The 17,353-nt window shown below is 72.0% G+C and carries 14 protein-coding genes; 4 read left to right on the top strand and 10 right to left on the bottom strand.

What is annotated here, in order from left to right:
• Positions 1–4 precede the first annotated feature (4 nt).
• From FDA94_RS23860 to FDA94_RS23850, 3 genes are all read right to left on the bottom strand, one after another.
• Positions 5–1,084: a ZIP family metal transporter gene (locus FDA94_RS23860; protein WP_137249304.1), complete on the bottom strand. Its 1,080-nt coding sequence runs from the start codon at positions 1,082–1,084 to the stop codon at positions 5–7.
• A 246-nt stretch (positions 1,085–1,330) separates the two neighbouring features.
• Entirely contained in the window at positions 1,331–2,827 is a 1,497-nt protein-coding gene (locus tag FDA94_RS23855) for an aldehyde dehydrogenase family protein (protein ID WP_137249303.1), read from the bottom strand.
• Between the two features lie 41 nt (positions 2,828–2,868).
• Entirely contained in the window at positions 2,869–3,369 is a 501-nt protein-coding gene (locus FDA94_RS23850; RefSeq protein ID WP_170991090.1) for a PadR family transcriptional regulator, read from the bottom strand.
• A gap of 27 nt (positions 3,370–3,396) precedes the next feature.
• On the opposite strand from FDA94_RS23850, the gene FDA94_RS39390 reads away from it, so the two are divergent.
• Positions 3,397–3,582 (top strand): hypothetical protein, encoded by a 186-nt coding sequence (locus FDA94_RS39390; protein WP_062340887.1) that lies wholly within the window; start codon positions 3,397–3,399, stop codon positions 3,580–3,582.
• 4 nt (positions 3,583–3,586) lie between these two features.
• On the opposite strand, the gene FDA94_RS23845 is transcribed toward FDA94_RS39390, so the two are convergent.
• On the bottom strand, positions 3,587–7,597 hold the full coding sequence (locus FDA94_RS23845) for an nSTAND1 domain-containing NTPase (RefSeq protein ID WP_137249301.1): 4,011 nt from the start codon (positions 7,595–7,597) through the stop codon (positions 3,587–3,589).
• Positions 7,598–7,689: 92 nt separating this feature from the next.
• Here FDA94_RS23845 and FDA94_RS23840 point away from each other — a divergent pair, with 92 nt between their 5' ends.
• Positions 7,690–9,915 (top strand): FUSC family protein, encoded by a 2,226-nt coding sequence (locus tag FDA94_RS23840; protein WP_137249300.1) that lies wholly within the window; start codon positions 7,690–7,692, stop codon positions 9,913–9,915.
• On the opposite strand, the gene FDA94_RS23835 is transcribed toward FDA94_RS23840, so the two are convergent.
• Genes FDA94_RS23835 through FDA94_RS23820 form a run of 4 tightly spaced genes read right to left on the bottom strand, consistent with a single transcriptional unit; the run spans position 9,912 to position 12,746 of the window.
• Entirely contained in the window at positions 9,912–10,421 is a 510-nt protein-coding gene (locus FDA94_RS23835; RefSeq protein WP_137249299.1) for a CAP family protein, read from the bottom strand. The genes FDA94_RS23840 and FDA94_RS23835 overlap by 4 nt on opposite strands.
• A gap of 40 nt (positions 10,422–10,461) precedes the next feature.
• Positions 10,462–10,944 (bottom strand): CAP domain-containing protein, encoded by a 483-nt coding sequence (locus tag FDA94_RS23830; RefSeq protein ID WP_137249298.1) that lies wholly within the window; start codon positions 10,942–10,944, stop codon positions 10,462–10,464.
• 36 nt (positions 10,945–10,980) lie between these two features.
• Positions 10,981–12,399: a multicopper oxidase family protein gene (locus tag FDA94_RS23825; protein ID WP_137249297.1), complete on the bottom strand. Its 1,419-nt coding sequence runs from the start codon at positions 12,397–12,399 to the stop codon at positions 10,981–10,983.
• The gene (locus FDA94_RS23820; RefSeq protein ID WP_137249296.1) at positions 12,396–12,746 is read right to left on the bottom strand and encodes a hypothetical protein; all 351 of its coding nucleotides are present in this window, start codon (positions 12,744–12,746) and stop codon (positions 12,396–12,398) included. The genes FDA94_RS23825 and FDA94_RS23820 overlap by 4 nt, the downstream gene beginning before the upstream one ends.
• Before the next feature lie 112 nt (positions 12,747–12,858).
• On the opposite strand from FDA94_RS23820, the gene FDA94_RS23815 reads away from it, so the two are divergent.
• Both FDA94_RS23815 and FDA94_RS23810 read left to right on the top strand, forming a co-directional pair.
• On the top strand, positions 12,859–13,965 hold the full coding sequence (locus tag FDA94_RS23815) for a sensor histidine kinase (protein WP_212735467.1): 1,107 nt from the start codon (positions 12,859–12,861) through the stop codon (positions 13,963–13,965).
• Positions 13,962–14,618, top strand: a complete 657-nt coding sequence (locus FDA94_RS23810) for a response regulator (protein WP_137249294.1) — start codon at positions 13,962–13,964, stop codon at positions 14,616–14,618. Before FDA94_RS23815 ends, FDA94_RS23810 begins: the two co-directional genes overlap by 4 nt.
• On the opposite strand, the gene FDA94_RS23805 is transcribed toward FDA94_RS23810, so the two are convergent.
• The gene (locus FDA94_RS23805; protein WP_137249293.1) at positions 14,605–16,752 is read right to left on the bottom strand and encodes an MMPL family transporter; all 2,148 of its coding nucleotides are present in this window, start codon (positions 16,750–16,752) and stop codon (positions 14,605–14,607) included. The genes FDA94_RS23810 and FDA94_RS23805 overlap by 14 nt on opposite strands.
• Before the next feature lie 12 nt (positions 16,753–16,764).
• A complete protein-coding gene (locus FDA94_RS23800) occupies positions 16,765–17,310 on the bottom strand; it encodes a TetR/AcrR family transcriptional regulator (protein WP_137249292.1) in 546 nt (181 codons plus the stop codon).
• Positions 17,311–17,353: the final 43 nt, after the last annotated feature.

Here is a 17,353-nt window from a genome sequence, read left to right as displayed (position 1 = left end):
CGGGTCAACCCTTTCTCGCTACCGCGTCTACCAGATAGTCACGTTGGGGCAGGGTCAGGTCGCCCACGGTGGACGACTCGGGGATGCCGTGGGCGTCCAGATCCCGCCCGGTCAGCCGGCCCCGCAGCAACCACCAGATCGAGGTGTGCCTGGTCAGCCGGTCGGTGCGGGCGAGGATCTCGGCCAGGCTGAGGCGTCCGGTGGTCAGCGCCCAGCGCAGCTGGGAGCGGTCTTTCGGGGTGAACGCCGGGGCGGGCTCGGGGAGCGGCAGCGGGATCGCGACCGGACGCCGGATCATGGCGGCCACGGGACCGGCCGTCTCTCCGGCGGAGACGGGCATCCACTGGGCGACGGCCAGGGTGGTGGCCAGGGCCGCGGCGACGCCCCCGGCGGCCAGCGCCGCCCGCCGGGGCATGCGTCCGGACTCGCCGCCCGCCAGGCGGAAGCCGACGATGGCGGTGCGCAGCAGCACCCCCGCGATCGTGCCCAGCAGGATCGGCGTGGCCTGCGGCGGGATCGGGCTCATCTCGGCGACGAGGATGCCGGCGACCGGGCTCACGCAGGCCAGCAGCATCCAGAAGGCGATCTTGCGCCCGGCCAGGTCGAGCATCGCGGTCAGCGCCAGGCCTTCGCTGAGCGAGTGGATGAGCAACGCCAGCAGCACCACCAGCGAGGCGCCCGACAACGTGAGGCTGGCGCCCTCGATCGCCCGGTGGATGGCCAGCGCGATGGCCGTGCCGGTGCCGCCGAACAGGGCCGCCGTGGCGACGGCCTTCACTCTGCGGTGCACCCCGGCGGCGTGCCGGGCGGCCTCCTTCGGGTGTTCGTGGGCGCAGCCCTCACGTGTGAAATAGGTGATCACCGAGAAACCCAGGACGATCGACAGCCCGATCGTCCACAGGGGCACGTTCTGCTCGATCGCGTCGTCGATCGCGTCGGGCAGGATCTCGCCCAGCGCCGTGACGAGCATCAGCGCCGACGCGATCGCCAGGCCGACGCTCACCTTGGTGGAACTCCGCCGGGCCAACCACGACCCGGCGAGCGTGGCCACCGCGATCAACACCGCCTCGAGCCATACGGACATGACCATTCAACACCTCTCCGCAGCACAAATGACCTGCGATGATTACGGAGAGTAGATAGCCCTGTGACGCTCGGTTTACACATGTGATCAAGTCTTCAAACGATCAGCCGCAGTGCGCGGGGGCACACTGCGGCTGATCGTCACTCGTGGCGGGGCGATCCGGGCGCGGCCCGTTGGCGCCGGTTACGGCGGCGGCCGGGAACGACGGCCGGTGCCGGCTGGGCGGAGCCGTAACGGAAGAAAGAGTTACGGGTGCAGCTGGGTGCAGACCGCCTTGACCTCGGTGTAGGCCTCCAGGACCTCGTGGCCCATCTCGCGGCCCCAGCCGCTCTGCTTGTAGCCGCCGAACGGCAGCGCGGCGTCGAACACGTTGTAGCAGTTGATCCAGACCGTGCCGGCGCGCAGGCGCTTGGCCAGCGCGTGGGCCTTGTTCACGTCGCGGGTCCAGATGCCGGCGCCGAGACCGTAGGCGGTGTCGTTGGCCTGGGCGGCGAGCTCGTCGAGCGAGGAGAACGGCGAGGCGACCACGACCGGCCCGAAGATCTCCTCACGCACGATCGACATGTCGGGCGTGGTGTCGGTGATCACGGTCGGCTGCACGAAGTAGCCCTTGTCGCCGTGGCGCTGACCGCCCGCGACGGTCCGGGCGCCCTCGGCGCGGCCCGACTCCAGGTAGCCGGTGACCCGGCGGAACTGCTCGTCGGAGACGAGCGGGCCCATCTGGGTGTCGGGGTCGAGGCCCGAGCCGAGCTTGATGCCGCGGGCGATGTCGGCGACCCCGCCGACCACCTCGTCGAAGCGGCTCTCGTGGACGAACAGCCGCGACCCGGCGACGCAGCACTGACCGTGGTTGAAGAAGATCGCGTTGGCCGCGCCGGGGATGGCCAGGGCCGGATCGACGTCGTCGAAGACGACGTTGGGGCTCTTGCCGCCGAGTTCGAGGCTGACCTTCTTCAGGTTGCCCGCGGCGGCCTGCACGATCAGCTTGCCGACCTCGGTCGAGCCGGTGAAGGCGACCTTGTCGACCCCGTCGTGGGCAGCCAGCGCGGCCCCGGCGGTCTCGCCGTAGCCGGGCAGCACGTTGACCACGCCGTCGGGCAGGCCCGCCTCGGCCATGATCTCGGCCAGCCGGAGAGCGGACAGCGGCGTCTGCTCGGCGGGCTTGAGGATGACCGTGTTGCCGGTGGTGAGCGCGGGCCCGAGCTTCCAGGCCGCCATCAGCAGCGGGAAGTTCCACGGGATGATCTGCGCCACCACGCCGATCGGCTCTCTGAGGGTGTACGCGTGGAACTCCGACCCCGGCATGTAGGGCACGGAGAGGCTGATCGTGTTGCCCTCGATCTTGGTGGCCCACCCGGCCATGTAGCGGAACAGCTCGGCCGCGAGGGGGATGTCGGCGGCGCGGGCGACCGCGTAGGGCTTGCCGTTGTCGAGCGACTCGAGCTGGGCGAGCTCGTCGCCGTACTGCTCGATCAGGTCGCCGATGCGCCAGATGACGCGGCCTCGCTCGGAGGCGGTCATCCGGGACCAGGGGCCCTCTTCGAAGGCGGCCCGGGCGGCGCGCACGGCCCGGTCGACGTCTTCCCTGTCGGCTTCGGCGATGTGGGCGAGCGTGTCGCCGGTGGCGGGGTTGGGTGTCGCGAAGGTGCGTCCGGAGGCGGCGTCGACCCACTGGCCGCCGATGAACAACTGGCGTGGAGTCGAGATGAAGTCCTGAACGCTCTTTTCCAGGGCGACCGTCATCAGCGTCGGTTCCCTTCCTGCTAGACGTAGTCACCATCTGACTACTCGGCAGTGGACTCCGCAAGTTTCAGGGCTGCTACGGCCGTCTCATATCGCCACGCCGCTACGGCCTGTTCCAGGCCCTGGGCGGATTCCCGCAGGCCAAGGAGGTGTGCCACGATGGGCCGCAATGTTTCGGCCTGGGCGTCGAGTAGGTTCCGGGGGTCCGTTCCGGCCCACTGGAGCAACGCGAGCTTCACCAGGAACTCGGTTCTGATCTCCCTGATCCGGCTCACCGGCGTGACCAGCCACTCGGCGGCGCGGGCCGCCCCGGCGGGGGTGACGCGGAACGGCCGGCGGGCCGGCCCCCTGCCGGGCTCGACGCCGGCCTGTTCGGCCAGGCCGCGGGCCACCAGCCCGTCGAGGGCGCGGTAGACGAGAGGCCGCGGGATGGGCAGCACCCGGCCGATCGGTCCCTCGGGCGCGGTGAGGCGGGCGAGGGCGAAACCGTGGGCGGGTTCGTGCGCGAGGAGGCAGAGGACCACCCACTCGGAGTTGTTCACAGAGGACAGCGTAGTCTCAATGTGACTATGAAACCCCAGCCCAACGCGATCTGCATCGGTGGCCCGTGTCACGGGCTGCTGCTGACGATCACGCAGGAGATCGGGATCCTCGACGTCGAGGAGTCGCGCTACCGCGTGACGACCAGGCGTCTCCATCATCCCTCGTGCCGCGAGCCGTTCGTCGTCCTGGCCTGGGCCGAAGAGCCGGCCTGAGCGCTCACCCGCACGTCGGCCGGTAGTCCAGCGCAGGGATGTGCCTGTCCCACTCCTCCCGGGTGAGGTCGCGGCCGATCTCCCGGCACAGCGTCGCGGCCAGCGCCTCGGGGCGCAGCGACCATCGGACGATCCGCCCGTCCTCTCCCCCGGAGACGAGCTCGCCCGTGGCGGTGAAGGCCAGGCCCCGGATCGGGGCGGTGTGGCCGGTCAGGCGGGTGGTCACCGTCCTCGAGGCCACGTCCCACACGATCACCGTGTGGTCGTCGCCGGCCGAGGCGAGGGTCCTCCCTTCGCGGCCGAAGGCGAGGACCTGGACGGGGGCGGTGTGGCCGATCAGGGCGGCGCCCCTCTCCCGGCCGGTCGCGCTGTCCCACAGCCTGATCGTGTGGTCGGCGCCGGCCGTGGCGATGGTCGTCCCGTCGGGGCTGAAGGCGACGTCCAGGATCGAGCCCTGATGAGTGCGGAGGCTGCGCACCTCCCTGTCGGCGGCGAGGTCCCAGACCAGCAGGTCACCGGCCGGGCCGGAGGAGGCCAGCAGGGGAGCAGCCGGGCTGAAGGCCAGGGCCGAGGCCAGCTGGCCCGGGAGCGGCGCCTCTTCCAGGCCGTCGACCTGCCACCGGAAGCGGCCCAGGGCGGTGGCGGCGACGTGCCGGCCGCCGGGCTGGAAGGCGACGTCGGTGGAGGCGCCGAGGCCCGGGTAGGTCGTGGTGGCGGTCTTCTTGCGGCTCTTCAGGTCCCACAGGGTCAGGGTGTGGCTGCGGGTGACCGAGGCCAGCGACCGGCCGTCGGGGCTGAAGGCGACGGCCCTCACGTGGTCGGGGTGGTCGGCCAGGGTGGCGATCGGGGCGCCGGCGGCGTCCCACAGGCGGACCGTGGCGTCGCTGCTCACGGAGGCGATCAGGCGGCCGTCGGGGCTCGCCTCGATGTCGTTGACCGCCGCGCTGTGGCCGGTGAACGGGGGGATCGGGTGCTGCCTGACCACGATCGTGCGGCCCAGGCCGGCGGACGCCAGGAGGGCGCCGTCGGCGCTCATCGCCATGGAGAGCGCTTCGGTGCGGCTGCGGTCCTGGTAGGTGGCGACGGCCTCGTGGCGGGTCAGGTCCCAGACGGTGATCAGGCCGTCTTCGTCGGCGACGGCGATCCGGCCCTTCGCGGGGGCCGACATGTCCCAGGTGTAGGGCGAGCGTTTCGGCAGGCTCGCCAGGGGAGTGATCCCGGTGGCGCCGACCCGCCAGAGGCTCACCCCCGAGTGGGCGGAGCCGCTCGCGAGGACGCCGGTCTCGGCGTCGAAGCCCAGGCGGTGGACGTTCTCGACGTCGAGCCTGCCGACCCGCTCCCCCGACGCGACGTCCCAGACGATCGGGTGGTCGGCGCCGCTGACCAGCACCTTGCCGTCGGGGCTGAACGCCAGGGCGGCGATCTCGGTCTGGTGGCCCTTGAGGATCCGAGGCGTGTCCCCGGCCAGCTCCACGCCGGTTCCGTCGGCGAAGGCGAGCCGGTCGCCGTCGAAGGCGAGCGCGTCGGTCAGGTGGGCGCGTTCGAGGCGGCGGACCTCCGCGCCGGTCGTCAGGTCGCGCACCACGACGACGCCCGGTGAGGCCCCCAGGGCGGGGGAGCGCACGATCGAGGCGAGGAACCGTCCGTCGCGGCTGAACGCGACCGCCCGGCCGTGGCCGCCGCCGGGTTCGGCGAACCGGGCGATCCGCGCCTTGGTGCGCGGGTTCCACAGGGTGATCGAGCCGTCCTCCCCCGCCGCCGCCAGCCGGGAACCGTCGGGGCTGAAGGCGACCCCGAAGATCGCCGGGCCTTCGGCGTTCAGCTCGATCCGCCGCCGGGCCGCCGCCGCCACGCTCTCCAGGCCGCCCCTGGTCTCGGCCTCGGGATTCAGCCGGTACGCCGCCACCGCCAGCAGCCCCGCGAGGTCGGGATCGGTGGCCAGCAGCGACCGGGCCAGCAGCGAGACCTGGCGGGCGGTCGCGGTGAGCTGCTGGAACCCGGCTTCGGCGGCCTCTTCGAGCGCCACCACGCCGCCGGTCACCGCGAGCAGGAAGAGCACCGCCAGCGCCGCGAGCAGGCGGTGCAGCCGTCTGGTCCCGCGCCGCTCCTGGTCGTGGCTGGCGGTCAGGAACGCCGTCTCGACGTCGTTGAGCTCCTGCGGGTGATCGCCCGCCCAGGCGCGGGCGGCGAGGAGGCGTACGCCTCGGTAGAGAGCCCCCGGGTCGCGGCCGAGGTCGGCCCAGGTCTGGGCGGCGTCGGTGAGGCGGCGGTGGACGAACAGGCTCTCGCGGTCGTCGGTGAGCCAGCCGTGTAATCGGGGCCAGGCGCGGATCAGGGCCTCGTGGGCGACGTCCACGCTCCCCTCGGACAGCACGACCAGCCGGGCGGCGGCCAGCCGGTCGAGCACCCGGGCGACCACCTCGGGCCCGGCCACCCCGGTCAGCTCCTCCCGGACGATCGGCCGCCGGGTGTCCTCGGTGCCGTCGCCGAGGGCGGTCAGCCGCAGGAAGATGCGGCGGGCGGCGTCCTGTTCGGCGGGGGAGAGCTCGCCGAAGACGCGTTCGGCGCTCTGCGCGATGGCCCCCCGCACCCCGCCCGCCGCCTGATATCCGGCCAGCGTGAGCCGGGCGCCCTCGCGGTTGCGCCAAGTCTCCATCAGGGCGTGCGAGACGAGGGGCAGGCTGCCGGGTTCCCCCGCCGCGTCGGCGACCAGCGTGGCCGGGAGGTCGGGGTCGACCGACAGCCCGGCGAGCTCGGCCGGGCCGGTGACGATCTCGCGCAGTCCTGAGGGCGGCAGCGGGCCGACGAGGAGCTGGGCCGTGCCGATCGCGTCGGCCAGGCCGGGGAACCGGGTCAGGTGGGCGAGGAAGTCGGCCCGCACCCCCAGCACCAGGCGCGCGTCGAGGTCGAGCAGGGCGGCCACGAACGCGCGGCGCTCCTCCTCGTCGGCGCAGAGGGTGAAGACCTCCTCGAACTGGTCGACCACGACCAGCTCCTCGTCGCCGATCTTCTCCAGGCTCTCCATCGGGAAGGCCCCCGGCGTCATGATCAGCGCCTCCCCCGGCCAGCTCCCGAGCAGCCCGGCCCGCAGCAGCGACGACTTGCCGCTCCCCGACGCGCCGTAGACGCCCACCACCGGCCGGGTCTCGACGAGCTCGCGCAGGCGGGCGGCCGGCTCCGACCGTCCGAAGAACCACTGCCGGTCTTCCGGCTGGAAGGCCGTCAGTCCCCGGTACGGGCACACGTCCGACACCGGACGGTGGACCCCCGCCTGGGGCAGCAGGTCGTCGTCGCCCCGGAGCATGGCCTCGTGCAGCCGCCGCAACGCCGGACCCGGCTCGATGCCGAGCTGGCCGTCGAGCTGCTCGCGGGTCTCCCGGAACACCTCCAGCGCCTCGGCCTGCCGCCCCGACCGGTAGAGGGCCAGCATGAGCTGCCCGCGCAGGCTCTCCCGGAACGGGTGTTCCCTGGTCAGCGCGGTCAGCTCGGCGACGACCTCGGCGGGTCGGCCCAGCCCGAGCTCCGCCTCGGCCAGCTGCTCGGCCGCCGCCAGGCGGGCCTCCTCCAGCCGCCGGGCCTCCTCGGCGACCGGCGGCGCGTCGAGGAACTCGGCGTACGCGGGCCCCCGCCACCGCCCGAGCGCCTCTTTCAGCAGGTCGCGGGCGCGTTCCAGCTCGCCCGCCCGCAGCGCCTCGGCGCCCTGCCCGGCCAGCCCGTCGAACCTGGCCGCGTCGAGGTCGGCCGGGAGGATCATGTAGCCGCCGCCGGGCCGCCCGGCCACGAGGTCGGCGCCGAACGCGCGGCGCAGCTGATGGACGTAGAGCTGGACGTTGCGCCGGGCCGAGGCCGGGGGACGGTCGCCCCAGACGGCCGCGATGAGCCAGTCGACCGTGACCGGACGGCCCGCCTTCGACAGCAGCGCGGCCAGCAGCAGCAGATATTTCGGCGCACCGGTGACGGGCGTGGTCGCACCGTCACGAGTCACCGAAAGCGGCCCGAGCACCCTGAATTCCACGCGACATGCATCCTTGTCGGGCCGATGATGATCTGTCAATCGCAACGTAAAGATCCCCGGCGAACCGCCTCTGACGTCGCAGAATGCGCCATATGACCAGCATCCTGCGGTGGATCAGAGAGCGGGACCCGGAGCTGAACACGGTCCGCAAGGGCGCCCGCGCGGCGGTGATCATGCCGGCCGCGTTCGCGTTCTCCGACCTCGTCGTCGGCAACCCGGTGATGTCGATGTACGCCTCGTTCGGCTCGTTCGCCCTGCTGCTGATGGTCGACTTCAGCGGTTCCACCCGCGACCGGCTGACCGCGCAGTTCTGGCTGGTGCTGGCCGGCACCGTGCTGATCGCCGTCGGCACCCTCGCCTCCCACGCGGTGGTGACGGCCGTGCTGACGACGGTGGCGGTGACGTTCCTGATCCTGTTCTCCGGGGTGGTCAGCTCGGTGCTGGCCGGGGCGTCGACGGCGCTGCTGGTCTCCTTCGTGCTGCCGGTGACGATCCCGGCCCCGCTGTCCTCTCTGGACGACCGCCTCTACGGCTGGTGGCTGGTCGGAGCGGCGTCGATGGCGGCGATCGTGCTGCTGTGGCCCGCGCCCACCCGCGACCCGCTGCGGCCGAAGATCGCCCGCGCCCTCACGCTGCTGGCCGAACGGATCAAGCTGGAGGTGGAGTGCGTCTCCGGCGGGCTCCCGCTGAGCCGCAACCCGCCGCTGCGCGCCCTCGCCGAGGAGGGCGACGAGGCCGTACAGGAGATGAAGTCCACCTTCTGGGACACGCCCTACCGCCCGGCCGGGCTGACCACGACGGGCCGGGCCGAGGTGCGCCTGGCCGGTCAGGTGGTCTGGCTGCACTCGGTGCTGCGGCGGGAGCCCTTCGAGAGCGGGCCCGGTCCGATCGACCCGGCGGTCTGCGCGGTCGAGACGGCCGCCGCCGAGGTGCTCGAACGGGCCGCCGAACTGCTCGACTCGACCGGCCGCGCCGAGCGGCTCGACAGCGAGACCCGGCGCCTGCTGGAGGCCCGGCAGGCGATGGAGCGCGAGGTCACCGGCGCGCAGGTGACCGGCGACGCGGCCGCGTTCGTGGCCTCGCTCGAACCCTCGTTCCGGGCCCAGGAGATCAGCTTCGCGATCTCCGCCATCGCGGCGAACGTGGAGATCGCGACGGCCGCCGAGGCCCGGTCGTGGCGCGACCGGTTCCTCGGCCGGCAGCCCGCCGGGTTCTCGACCCGACTGTCGTCGGCCCGCGCCCGGGTCTCCGCGCACGCCGAACGCCACTCGGTGTGGCTGCGCAACAGCATCAGGGGCGCCGTCGCGCTCAGCCTCTCGGTGCTGGTCGCGACCGTGATCGGGGTGGAGCACTCGTTCTGGGTGGTGCTCGGCACGCTGGTCGTGCTGCGCTCGAACGCGGTGACGACCGGGCAGAGCGCCCTGCACGCGCTGGCCGGGACGGCCATCGGGTTCGCCATCGGGGCCTTCGTCCTGTGGGCCGTGCACGGGCACACGATCTTCCTGTGGATCCTGCTGCCGATCACGATCCTGATCGCCGGGCTCGCGCCGACCGTGCTCTCCTTCATGTCCGGTCAGGCGGGGTTCACCGTGCTCCTGCTGATCCTGTTCGAGATCGCCGCGCCCACCGGCTGGCGGACCGGCCTGATCCGCCTGGAGGACATCGCGGTCGGCTGTTCGGTCAGCCTGCTCGCCGGGGCGCTGTTCTGGCCGCGCGGCGCGCGGGCGGCCCTGGGCCGGTCTCTGGACGAGGCCTTCGCCGACAACGCGCGCTACTTCCGCGACGCCGTCGAGTTCGGGGTCACCCGCTGCGACGTGTCGGCGGCCTCGCCCTTTCCGAACGAAGCGCGATCGCAGGCGCTGGCGGCGATGCAGCGGCTCGACGACGCGTTCCGCGGCTACCTGGCCGAACGCGGCACCAAGCGGCTGCACCTGTCGGACGCGTCATCGCTGGTCGCGAGCGTGACCGTGCTCCAGTACAGCGCGGAGGCCATCGTCGACCTGTGGAGCCGCGACGACGGCGTCGTCGACCGCGACCGCAGCGCGGCCCAGACGGAGATCGTCACGGCCGCCGACCCGGTGGCCACCTGGTTCGAACGGGCCGGCCAGGCCCTCGGCCGCGAGGCGCCGGCCCCCGGACGCCTGCCCTACGACCAGGCCGCCGAGGCCCGCCTGATCGCCGCCGTGAGCCGCGACCTCAGCGACGACGACGGCAGGGCGACGGCGACCGGGGTCAGAATCGTGTGGACCGCCCACCACGTCGACGCCGCCCGCCGGCTGGCCGACGGGGTCGCCGAGGTGGTGGAGAAGATCCGCTAGACCGGACGGCCGACGTTCTGGGCGTACTGGCCGCCCCAGTTGCCCGGCGGGGTGTAGCGGGCGACGACGTACTTCGACGCCCTCGGGAAGATCGTGTTGGCCGGGCACGACCCGACCGCCACGGCCAGGCCCGTCGACGACTTCCAGACCACCTGCGTGAAGTGACCGGTCGCCGCCGAGAAGCCGGGCTTGTTGTAGTCGTAGTACCTGGCCTCGTCCATCCAGGCCTTCACCGCGTCCCGGACGATCGTCGCGTCGTCGGCGACCTTGGTGGAGGCGTAGAGGTTCTCGCCGTACTGGCCGGCCGGGTTCGAGTGCTGGAACCGGCAGGCGTTCGCCCAGGTCTGGGTGGCGGGCAGGATGCTCGCGTTCCAGACCAGCGGGCGGGCGCCGTACTGCGCGCGGGCCGTGTTGTGGCTGGCCAGGGCGGCGTCCTTGACGGTCTCCGCGAAGGCCGGGGCCGGGATGGCGGCCAGGGCCGCCGCGACCACGAAGTATTTGATCATGGGATCAAGTCGTAGTCGCGGCGCATCCGGCGATCAATCATCAGGAGGCGGAGTTGACCGCACCCTGGTAGCGGGCCACCACGAACTTGGTCGGCGCGCCGAAGATCGTGCCCGCCGGGCAGTCGGCGATGGCGATCCCCAGCCGTCCGGTCTTCGCCCCGATGGCCTGGATGTAGTGGCCGATGTCCTGGGCGTAGCGGTGGTTCCGCACGTCGAACTTGGCGGCCTCGGACGCCCACGACACGACGGCGTCGCGCAGGACGGTCGCGTCGTCGGCCTGGCGGGTGGTGACGTAGAGGTTCTCGCCGTAGCGGCCGTCGTGGTCGGAGGGCGCGAACGAGCAGGTCCGGGCATGCCACCTGGCGTCCTCGCGGAGGGCGGCGTCCCATTCGACCGGGCCGGTGCCGTGGAAGGCGCGGGCCTCGTTGTGGAAGCTGAGCGCGTGGCCGGGAATGGGGTCGGCCGAAGCCGGGAGGGCCGGGGCGAGGGCGGCGAGGGTCGCGATGACGAGGTGTTTGATCACGACTCAATGTGCTCGCTGTGACTGTCCGTGATCAACCTAGACAACGTCAAAGTCCGCCATCATGGCCATGTCCTCGTGTTCCAGGTTGTGACAGTGCAGCATGTATCGCCCACGGTAACCGTCGAACCGGACGGCCACCTCGACGGTCTCGTAGGGCCGCACGTCGACCGTGTCCTTCCAGCCCTGCTCCTCGCGGCCGAGCACCTTGAAGCGGCCCAGGTGCACATGGACGGGATGGTGGAAGTCGCTCGCGAACCGCCAGATCTCGGTCGTGCCCAGCCGTGGCGCGGCGATGGACCGTCCGGGCAGGTAGGGGCTGCCGTTGATCGTCCAGGTCGACTCCTTGACGCGGAAGTCGAACGTCCGGCGGGCGACGGGGTTGTCCACAGGCTGTGGACGCGCGAGCTTCGACGGCACGCGGCTGTCGTCGCGGGCCCTGCGCGTCACGACGAACCGCATCACGTCGCCGCCGAGCAGGTCGGTCAGCGTGACGTGCGAACCGACGGGATAGCGGGCGAAGTCGACGATCACGTCATAGCGCTCACCCGGAGCGATGGTGATCGTCTCCCGGGTCAGCGGCCGTTCCAGCAGCCCTTGGTCGCTGCCGATCTGGGTGAACGAACCGCCGGGCCGCAGGGCCAGCCGATAGCGCCGGGCGTTGGAGGCGTTCAGCAGCCGCAGCCGACAGCTGACCGCCGCCACCTCCACGTACGGCCACGGCACCCCGTTGACCAGCACGACATCCCCCTCGACGCCCTCCATGAACTCCCGCCGCACCCCGTGGCGGAACAGCAGCGTGGGGTCGAGCGCCGGATAGCGGAACGAGCCGTCGGCCTCGAACGACCGGTCGCAGATCATCAGCGGCAGTTCCCGGTCGCCCCTCGGCAGCGGCAGGGCGTCCTCCTCGTCGTCCCTGATCAGGAAGAACCCCGCCAGCCCCCGGTAGACCTGCGGGCCGGTGAAGTCCATCCGGTGATCGTGGTACCAGAGCGTGGCGGCCTGCTGGTCGAGCGGGTACACGTAGTCCCTGGTCCGGTGGTGCAGCGTCGATCCGCCGTGGTGCGGCCGGGTGGTGCCCACGACCAGGTCCAGGGGATGGCCGTCGGAGTCGGCCGGGGTGACGCCGCCGTGCAGGTGCGTGGAGGTGGGCACGGTCAGGTCGTTGTTGATCGTCACCACGGCCTGCTCACCCCGCCTGAGGTCGAAGGTCGGGCCGGGGAAGGCGCCGTCGTAGCCCCAGATCTCCGTGGTGGTCCCGGGGATGATCTCCATGCGGGCGGGGCGCTGGGTGACGACGTACCGGCCGGGGCTCGTGGGCCGCGCCGTCTTCGGCAGCACCAGCGGCCGGGTGAACTTCGGGGGCAGTGGGAGCCTGCTCGTCAGCCGTTCGCCGGAGACCTCCGCACCGCAGCCGGCCGCCAGCAGCAGGCCGAGGAATCCGCGCCGGGAGATCATCGGGTCACCTTCCACAGGGCCAGCGTCACGACCGCCGATCCGCCGAAGATCGCCATCCCGAGCGGGAAGTGCACGCCCAGGTTGCGCTCGATGCCCGCCCAGATCTGCAGCGTCTCGGCCGCCACCAGCCCGGCCGTCGCCCACAGCGGCCACGCCACCCGGCGCCGCCGCCAGAAGAGGAAAGCCACCACGAGCTGCACGTACAGCAGCGAGTGGGTGACTCCGGCGTTGCCCTCGTGCGAGCTCAGCAGGTCGGCGTCGCCGGTCACGAACAGCCCGGCCAGCAGCGCCTGGCCGAGCACCCCCGCCAGGTGCAGCGCCGAGGTGATCCTCAGTGTCCATCTCATGGACGCCGATGCTGGCCGCTCCCCGAGCGCGTCTCGTCAGACCGTGGATGGGCATGCGAAGTACATCCCGGGATGTACGCCCGCCTCCCGGTTCTGACCTACCGTGACAGACGTGGTGCCCTGGAAGAACGACACCGTCCTCGCCCTGCTCGTGCTGACGCTGGGCGTGGCCGGGACCTACGGCCGGCTGTCCAGCTCGGGGCTGGTCGAGCGGCCGATCGACCCGCTCGGCCTGACGCTGATCCTGGTCTCGTCGGCGGCGCTGGTCTGGCGGCGGACCGCTCCCCTGGCGGCCGGATGGACGGCCGTGGCGTGCGCGGTCGTCTACTACGGCTTCCAGTATCCGGGGGTGTTCGCCGCCGCGCCCGCCCTGATCGTCGTCTACACCGCCGCCAGTGTCGGCCGCCGCAGGCTGGCCGCCGCGCTGGTCGTGGCGCTGGCCGCCGGGATCGGCGTGGTCGTCGGGCTGTCGGCCACCGACCCCGAGCCGGGCGGGCTGAGCCTGCTGAGCGGCTGGCTGGTGGCCGTGTTCGTGCTCGGTGAGGTCACCCGCGGTCGCCGCGCCTATCTCGACGAGGTGGAGCACCGGGCGGCCGAGGCCGAACGCACCAAGGAGGAGGCGGCGTTGCGCCGGGCCGGCGAGGAACGCCTGTGGATCGCCCAGGAACTCCACGACGCGCTGACGCACACGATCTCAGTGATCAGCGTGCAGACCTCGGTGGCGCTGGAGATGCTCGACCGCGATCCCGCGCAGACGCGCGCCAGCCTGCTGGCGATCAAGGAGTCGGGCCACGACGCGATGCGGGAACTGCGGTCGACCCTGGGGGTGCTGCGGCAGCCCGGGAGCCCGTCGTCCGGGCTGGCCCAGCTGCCCCGGCTGGTCGAGCGGGCCGAGGCGGTCGGCCTGTCGGTGGAGTCGACGGTGACGGGAGAGCCGGTGGACCTACGGCCGGAAGCCGACCGGGCGGCGTACCGGATCGCGCAGGAGGCCTTCACCAACGTGCTGCGGCACGCGGGGCCCGCCACGATCACTCTCACGGTTTCACATGAAACCAGCCGCGTCGTGCTGACGATCGCCGACGACGGCACCCCGGGCGACACCGAACCGGGCATGGGCCTGATCGGCATGCGCGAACGGGCCGTGGCCGTCGGCGGCTCGCTGGAGGCCGGGCCCCGGGCGTCCGGCGGGTTTCTCGTACGGGCGGAGCTCCCCCGATGATCCGGGTCCTGCTGGCCGACGACCAGCCGCTGATCAGAGCCGGTTTCCGCGCCCTGCTGGAACTGGCCGACGACATCACGGTCGTGGGGGAGGCGGGCAACGGCGGCGAGGCCGTGCAGCTGTGCCGGGCGCTGAAGCCCGATGTGGCGCTGCTCGACGTGCGGATGCCCCTGATGGACGGCATCCAGGCGACCCGCAGAATCGGCGCCGACGCCGAGCTGGCCGACCTGAAGGTCGTGATCCTGACCAACTACGCCCTCGACGAGTACGTCTTCGCCGCCCTCCGCGCCGGGGCCAGCGGCTTCCTGGTGAAGGACATCGAACCCGCCGACCTGCTCCAGTCGGTCAGGGTGGCCGCCAGGGGAGACGCCCTGCTCTCCCCCGCCGTGACGAAACGCCTCATCGAGGAGTACGTCGCCACCCCGCCCCGTCCTACCCCCGCCCCCGGCCTGGCCAGGCTGACCGACCGGGAGCGAGAGGTGTTGCGGCTGGTGGCGACCGGGATGTCCAACGAGGAGATCGCGGGTGACCTCGTCATCTCCCACGCCACCGTGAAGACCCACGTGAGCCGGATCATGGCCAAGCTGCTGGCCAGGGACCGCGCCCAGTTGGTCGTACAGGCCTATGAGAGCGGCCTGGTCACACCGGGGTGACCTCGCGCTCGACCGGCTTGGCCAGGTGGTGGCGCAGCTTCTCGCCCTCGACGTCGAGGTCGGGCAGGATCTTGTCGAGCCAGCGGGGGAGCCACCAGGCGGCCCGGCCCAGCATCGACATGACGGCTGGCACCAGCGTCATCCGCACCACGAACGCGTCGATCAGCACGCCGATCGCGAGGGCGAAGCCCATCGACTTGATGATCGGGTCGTCCATGAACACGAATCCGCCGAACACCGAGGTCATGATCAGCGCGGCGGCGGTGACGACGCGGGCGTTGTGGCCCATGCCGTTGATGGTCGCCTGGCGCGGGGTGTCGCCGTGCACGAAGTCCTCCCGCATGCGGGAGACGAGGAACACCTCGTAGTCCATGGCGAGCCCGAACAGGATGCCGATCAGCAGGATCGGCAGGAAGCTGACCAGCGGGCCGGGCTGCTCGACGCCGAGCAGGTCGGCGAGGTGGCCCTCCTGGAAGATCGCCACGGTGATGCCGAACGTCGACCCGACCGTCAGCAGGAAGCCGAGCGCGGCCTTGATCGGCACCAGGATCGAGCGGAAGACCAGCATCAGCAGCAGCACCGACAGGCCCACGACGAGCAGCAGGTAGGTCGGCATGGCCTCGCCGAGCTTGTCGGAGACGTCGATGCCGAGGGCGGTCGCGCCGGTCACCGCGATCTCCGCGCCGGAGATGGTGGCGAGCTTGGCCCGGATGTCGTGCACGGCCTGCTCGGTCTCGGCCGAGGTCGGGCCGTTCTTGGGGATGATCGCGACCAGGGCGGTGGTGCCGTCGGCGTTCGGCTGCGGCGGGGTGGCCGCCAGCACGCCGGGCACCTGCATGATCATCTGAGCGGCCTGCCCCGCCAGGGCGGTGGTGGTCGCGGCGTCCTTGGTGGTGACCACGGCGATCAGCCGCGAGTTGAAGCCCTCGCCGAACCCTTCGCTGGTCAGGTCGTAGGCGTCGCGCGCCGGGCTGCCGGGGGCGGCGGAACCGGTGTCGGGCAGGGCCAGCCGCAGGTCCTGGGCGGGCAGGGCGAGTGCGCCGAGGCCGGCGATGCCGACCAGCAGGATCGGGATGCCGAGCTTGGTGACGAAGCGGCCCCAGGTGTAGCCGAAGCCCTCCTTGGCGACGGCCTCGCCGGTCCGCTGCCTGCGCGGCAGCACCTTCTCGCCGGCGAACGCGAGGATCGCGGGCAGCAGGGTGATCGCGACGAGCACGGCCACGGCGACGGTCCCGGCGGCGGCCAGACCCATGACGGTCAGGAACGGGATGCCGGCCACGAACAGGCCCGCCAGCGCGATGACGACGGTCGCCCCGGCGAACACGACGGCCGAACCGGCGGTGCCGGTGGCGCGGCCCGCGGCCTCCTCGCGGTCGAGCCCCTCGGTGAGGAACTGGCGGTAGCGGGAGGTGATGAAGAGCGAGTAGTCGATGCCGACGGCCAGGCCCAGCATGAGGGCGAGGACGGGGGTGACCGAGGTCAGTTCGACGACGCCGCTGAGGGCGTACAGGCCGCCCATGCCGACGCCCACTCCGACGAGCGCGTTGAGCAGCGTCATCCCGGCCGCGACCAGCGAACCCAGCGTGATGATCAGCACGACGGCGGCGATCAGCACGCCGATCGCCTCCGACCCGCCGACCTCGGGGGCGGCCCGCAGCACGTCCCCGCCGTGCTCGATCCGCATGCCGGTGACGCCGTCGCCGACCTTCAGGTAGGCGTCGCGCGACTCGTCGCTCAGGTCTTCGGCCGTGCCGGAGAACTGCACGGTGATCAGGGCGTAGCGGCCGTCGGGGGAGACCGACCGCGCCTGGAAGGGGTCGACGGCGGCGACCACGCCGGGCACCGACGCGGCCTCCTTGACCACGGGCGCCACGGCGGCCGGGTCGAGCTTGGCGCCCTCGGGCGCCGCGATCACGATCGTGCCGGTGGCCCCGCTGGCCTGGGGGAAGTCGCGGGCCAGGGCGTCGAGGGCGCGCTGGGACTCGGTGCCCGGCATGCTGAACTTGTCACTCGACGGCCCGAGGAACAGGGCCGCGCCGGCCCCCATCAGGGCGAGCAGCAGCACCCAGACGGCCACCACCCGCCCCCGGTTGCGGAAGGAGAACCGGCCGAGCCGGTAGAGCAAGGTCGCCATGAAAGCTCTCTTCTAAGAGGACAGGCCGAGCGTGCGGAACGCTCCATCGGTGAGCTCCGCGCGCATGGTCTCGTCGGGGATCGCGACCCCCCGGGCCGTCGTCAGGAAGATCCCCAGCAGCGCCATCCAGCCCGCCACCCTGGGCTCCTGCTCGGGCGCCCGCCCGACCATCGCGTCGACCAGCGCCTCGGTCACGTCGTCGACGCAGGGGAGTTCGGGATGGTCGAGCAGGGCGTCGACGTCGAGCAACAGGATCTTGACCTGGCGGCGGAAGCGCAGCGACATGTCCACCACACCGGCGACGGCGGCCCGAGCGGCCTCCTCGCCCTGGAGGGGGGCCAGCCGCTGGAGCAGCGTCTCGAACTCCTGCCCGATGGGGGCGAAGAGCTCGCTGAGGATCGCGTCCTTGTTCGTGAAGTGGTAGAGCAAGGACGCCTTTGAGCAGCCCACATCCGACGCGATGTCCTGCAGCGACGTGCCCCGGAAGCCGTGCGCGGCGAACAGGCGCAGGGCGGATTCCAGGATGTCGGCACGCATCGAGGTCGCGGATCGGGTCATGTCACCACGATAACTGACCGATCGGACAGAACTGTCCGATCGG

Origin of the sequence: Herbidospora galbida, from assembly GCF_005233835.1 — a bacterium.
Lineage (GTDB): Bacteria > Actinomycetota > Actinomycetes > Streptosporangiales > Streptosporangiaceae > Herbidospora > Herbidospora galbida.
This window is presented reverse-complemented; position numbering and strand designations above follow the sequence as displayed.

Coding starts and splice junctions, on each gene's coding strand:
- FDA94_RS23805 (WP_137249293.1), bottom strand. CDS start 16,752: ATGGCGACCTTGCTCTACCGGCTCGGCCGGTTCTCCTTCCGCAACCGG.
- FDA94_RS23855 (WP_137249303.1), bottom strand. CDS start 2,827: ATGACGGTCGCCCTGGAAAAGAGCGTTCAGGACTTCATCTCGACTCCA.
- FDA94_RS23835 (WP_137249299.1), bottom strand. CDS start 10,421: ATGATCAAATACTTCGTGGTCGCGGCGGCCCTGGCCGCCATCCCGGCC.
- FDA94_RS23860 (WP_137249304.1), bottom strand. CDS start 1,084: ATGTCCGTATGGCTCGAGGCGGTGTTGATCGCGGTGGCCACGCTCGCC.
- FDA94_RS23840 (WP_137249300.1), top strand. CDS start 7,690: ATGACCAGCATCCTGCGGTGGATCAGAGAGCGGGACCCGGAGCTGAAC.
- FDA94_RS23825 (WP_137249297.1), bottom strand. CDS start 12,399: ATGATCTCCCGGCGCGGATTCCTCGGCCTGCTGCTGGCGGCCGGCTGC.
- FDA94_RS23820 (WP_137249296.1), bottom strand. CDS start 12,746: ATGAGATGGACACTGAGGATCACCTCGGCGCTGCACCTGGCGGGGGTG.
- FDA94_RS39390 (WP_062340887.1), top strand. CDS start 3,397: ATGAAACCCCAGCCCAACGCGATCTGCATCGGTGGCCCGTGTCACGGG.
- FDA94_RS23800 (WP_137249292.1), bottom strand. CDS start 17,310: ATGACCCGATCCGCGACCTCGATGCGTGCCGACATCCTGGAATCCGCC.
- FDA94_RS23810 (WP_137249294.1), top strand. CDS start 13,962: ATGATCCGGGTCCTGCTGGCCGACGACCAGCCGCTGATCAGAGCCGGT.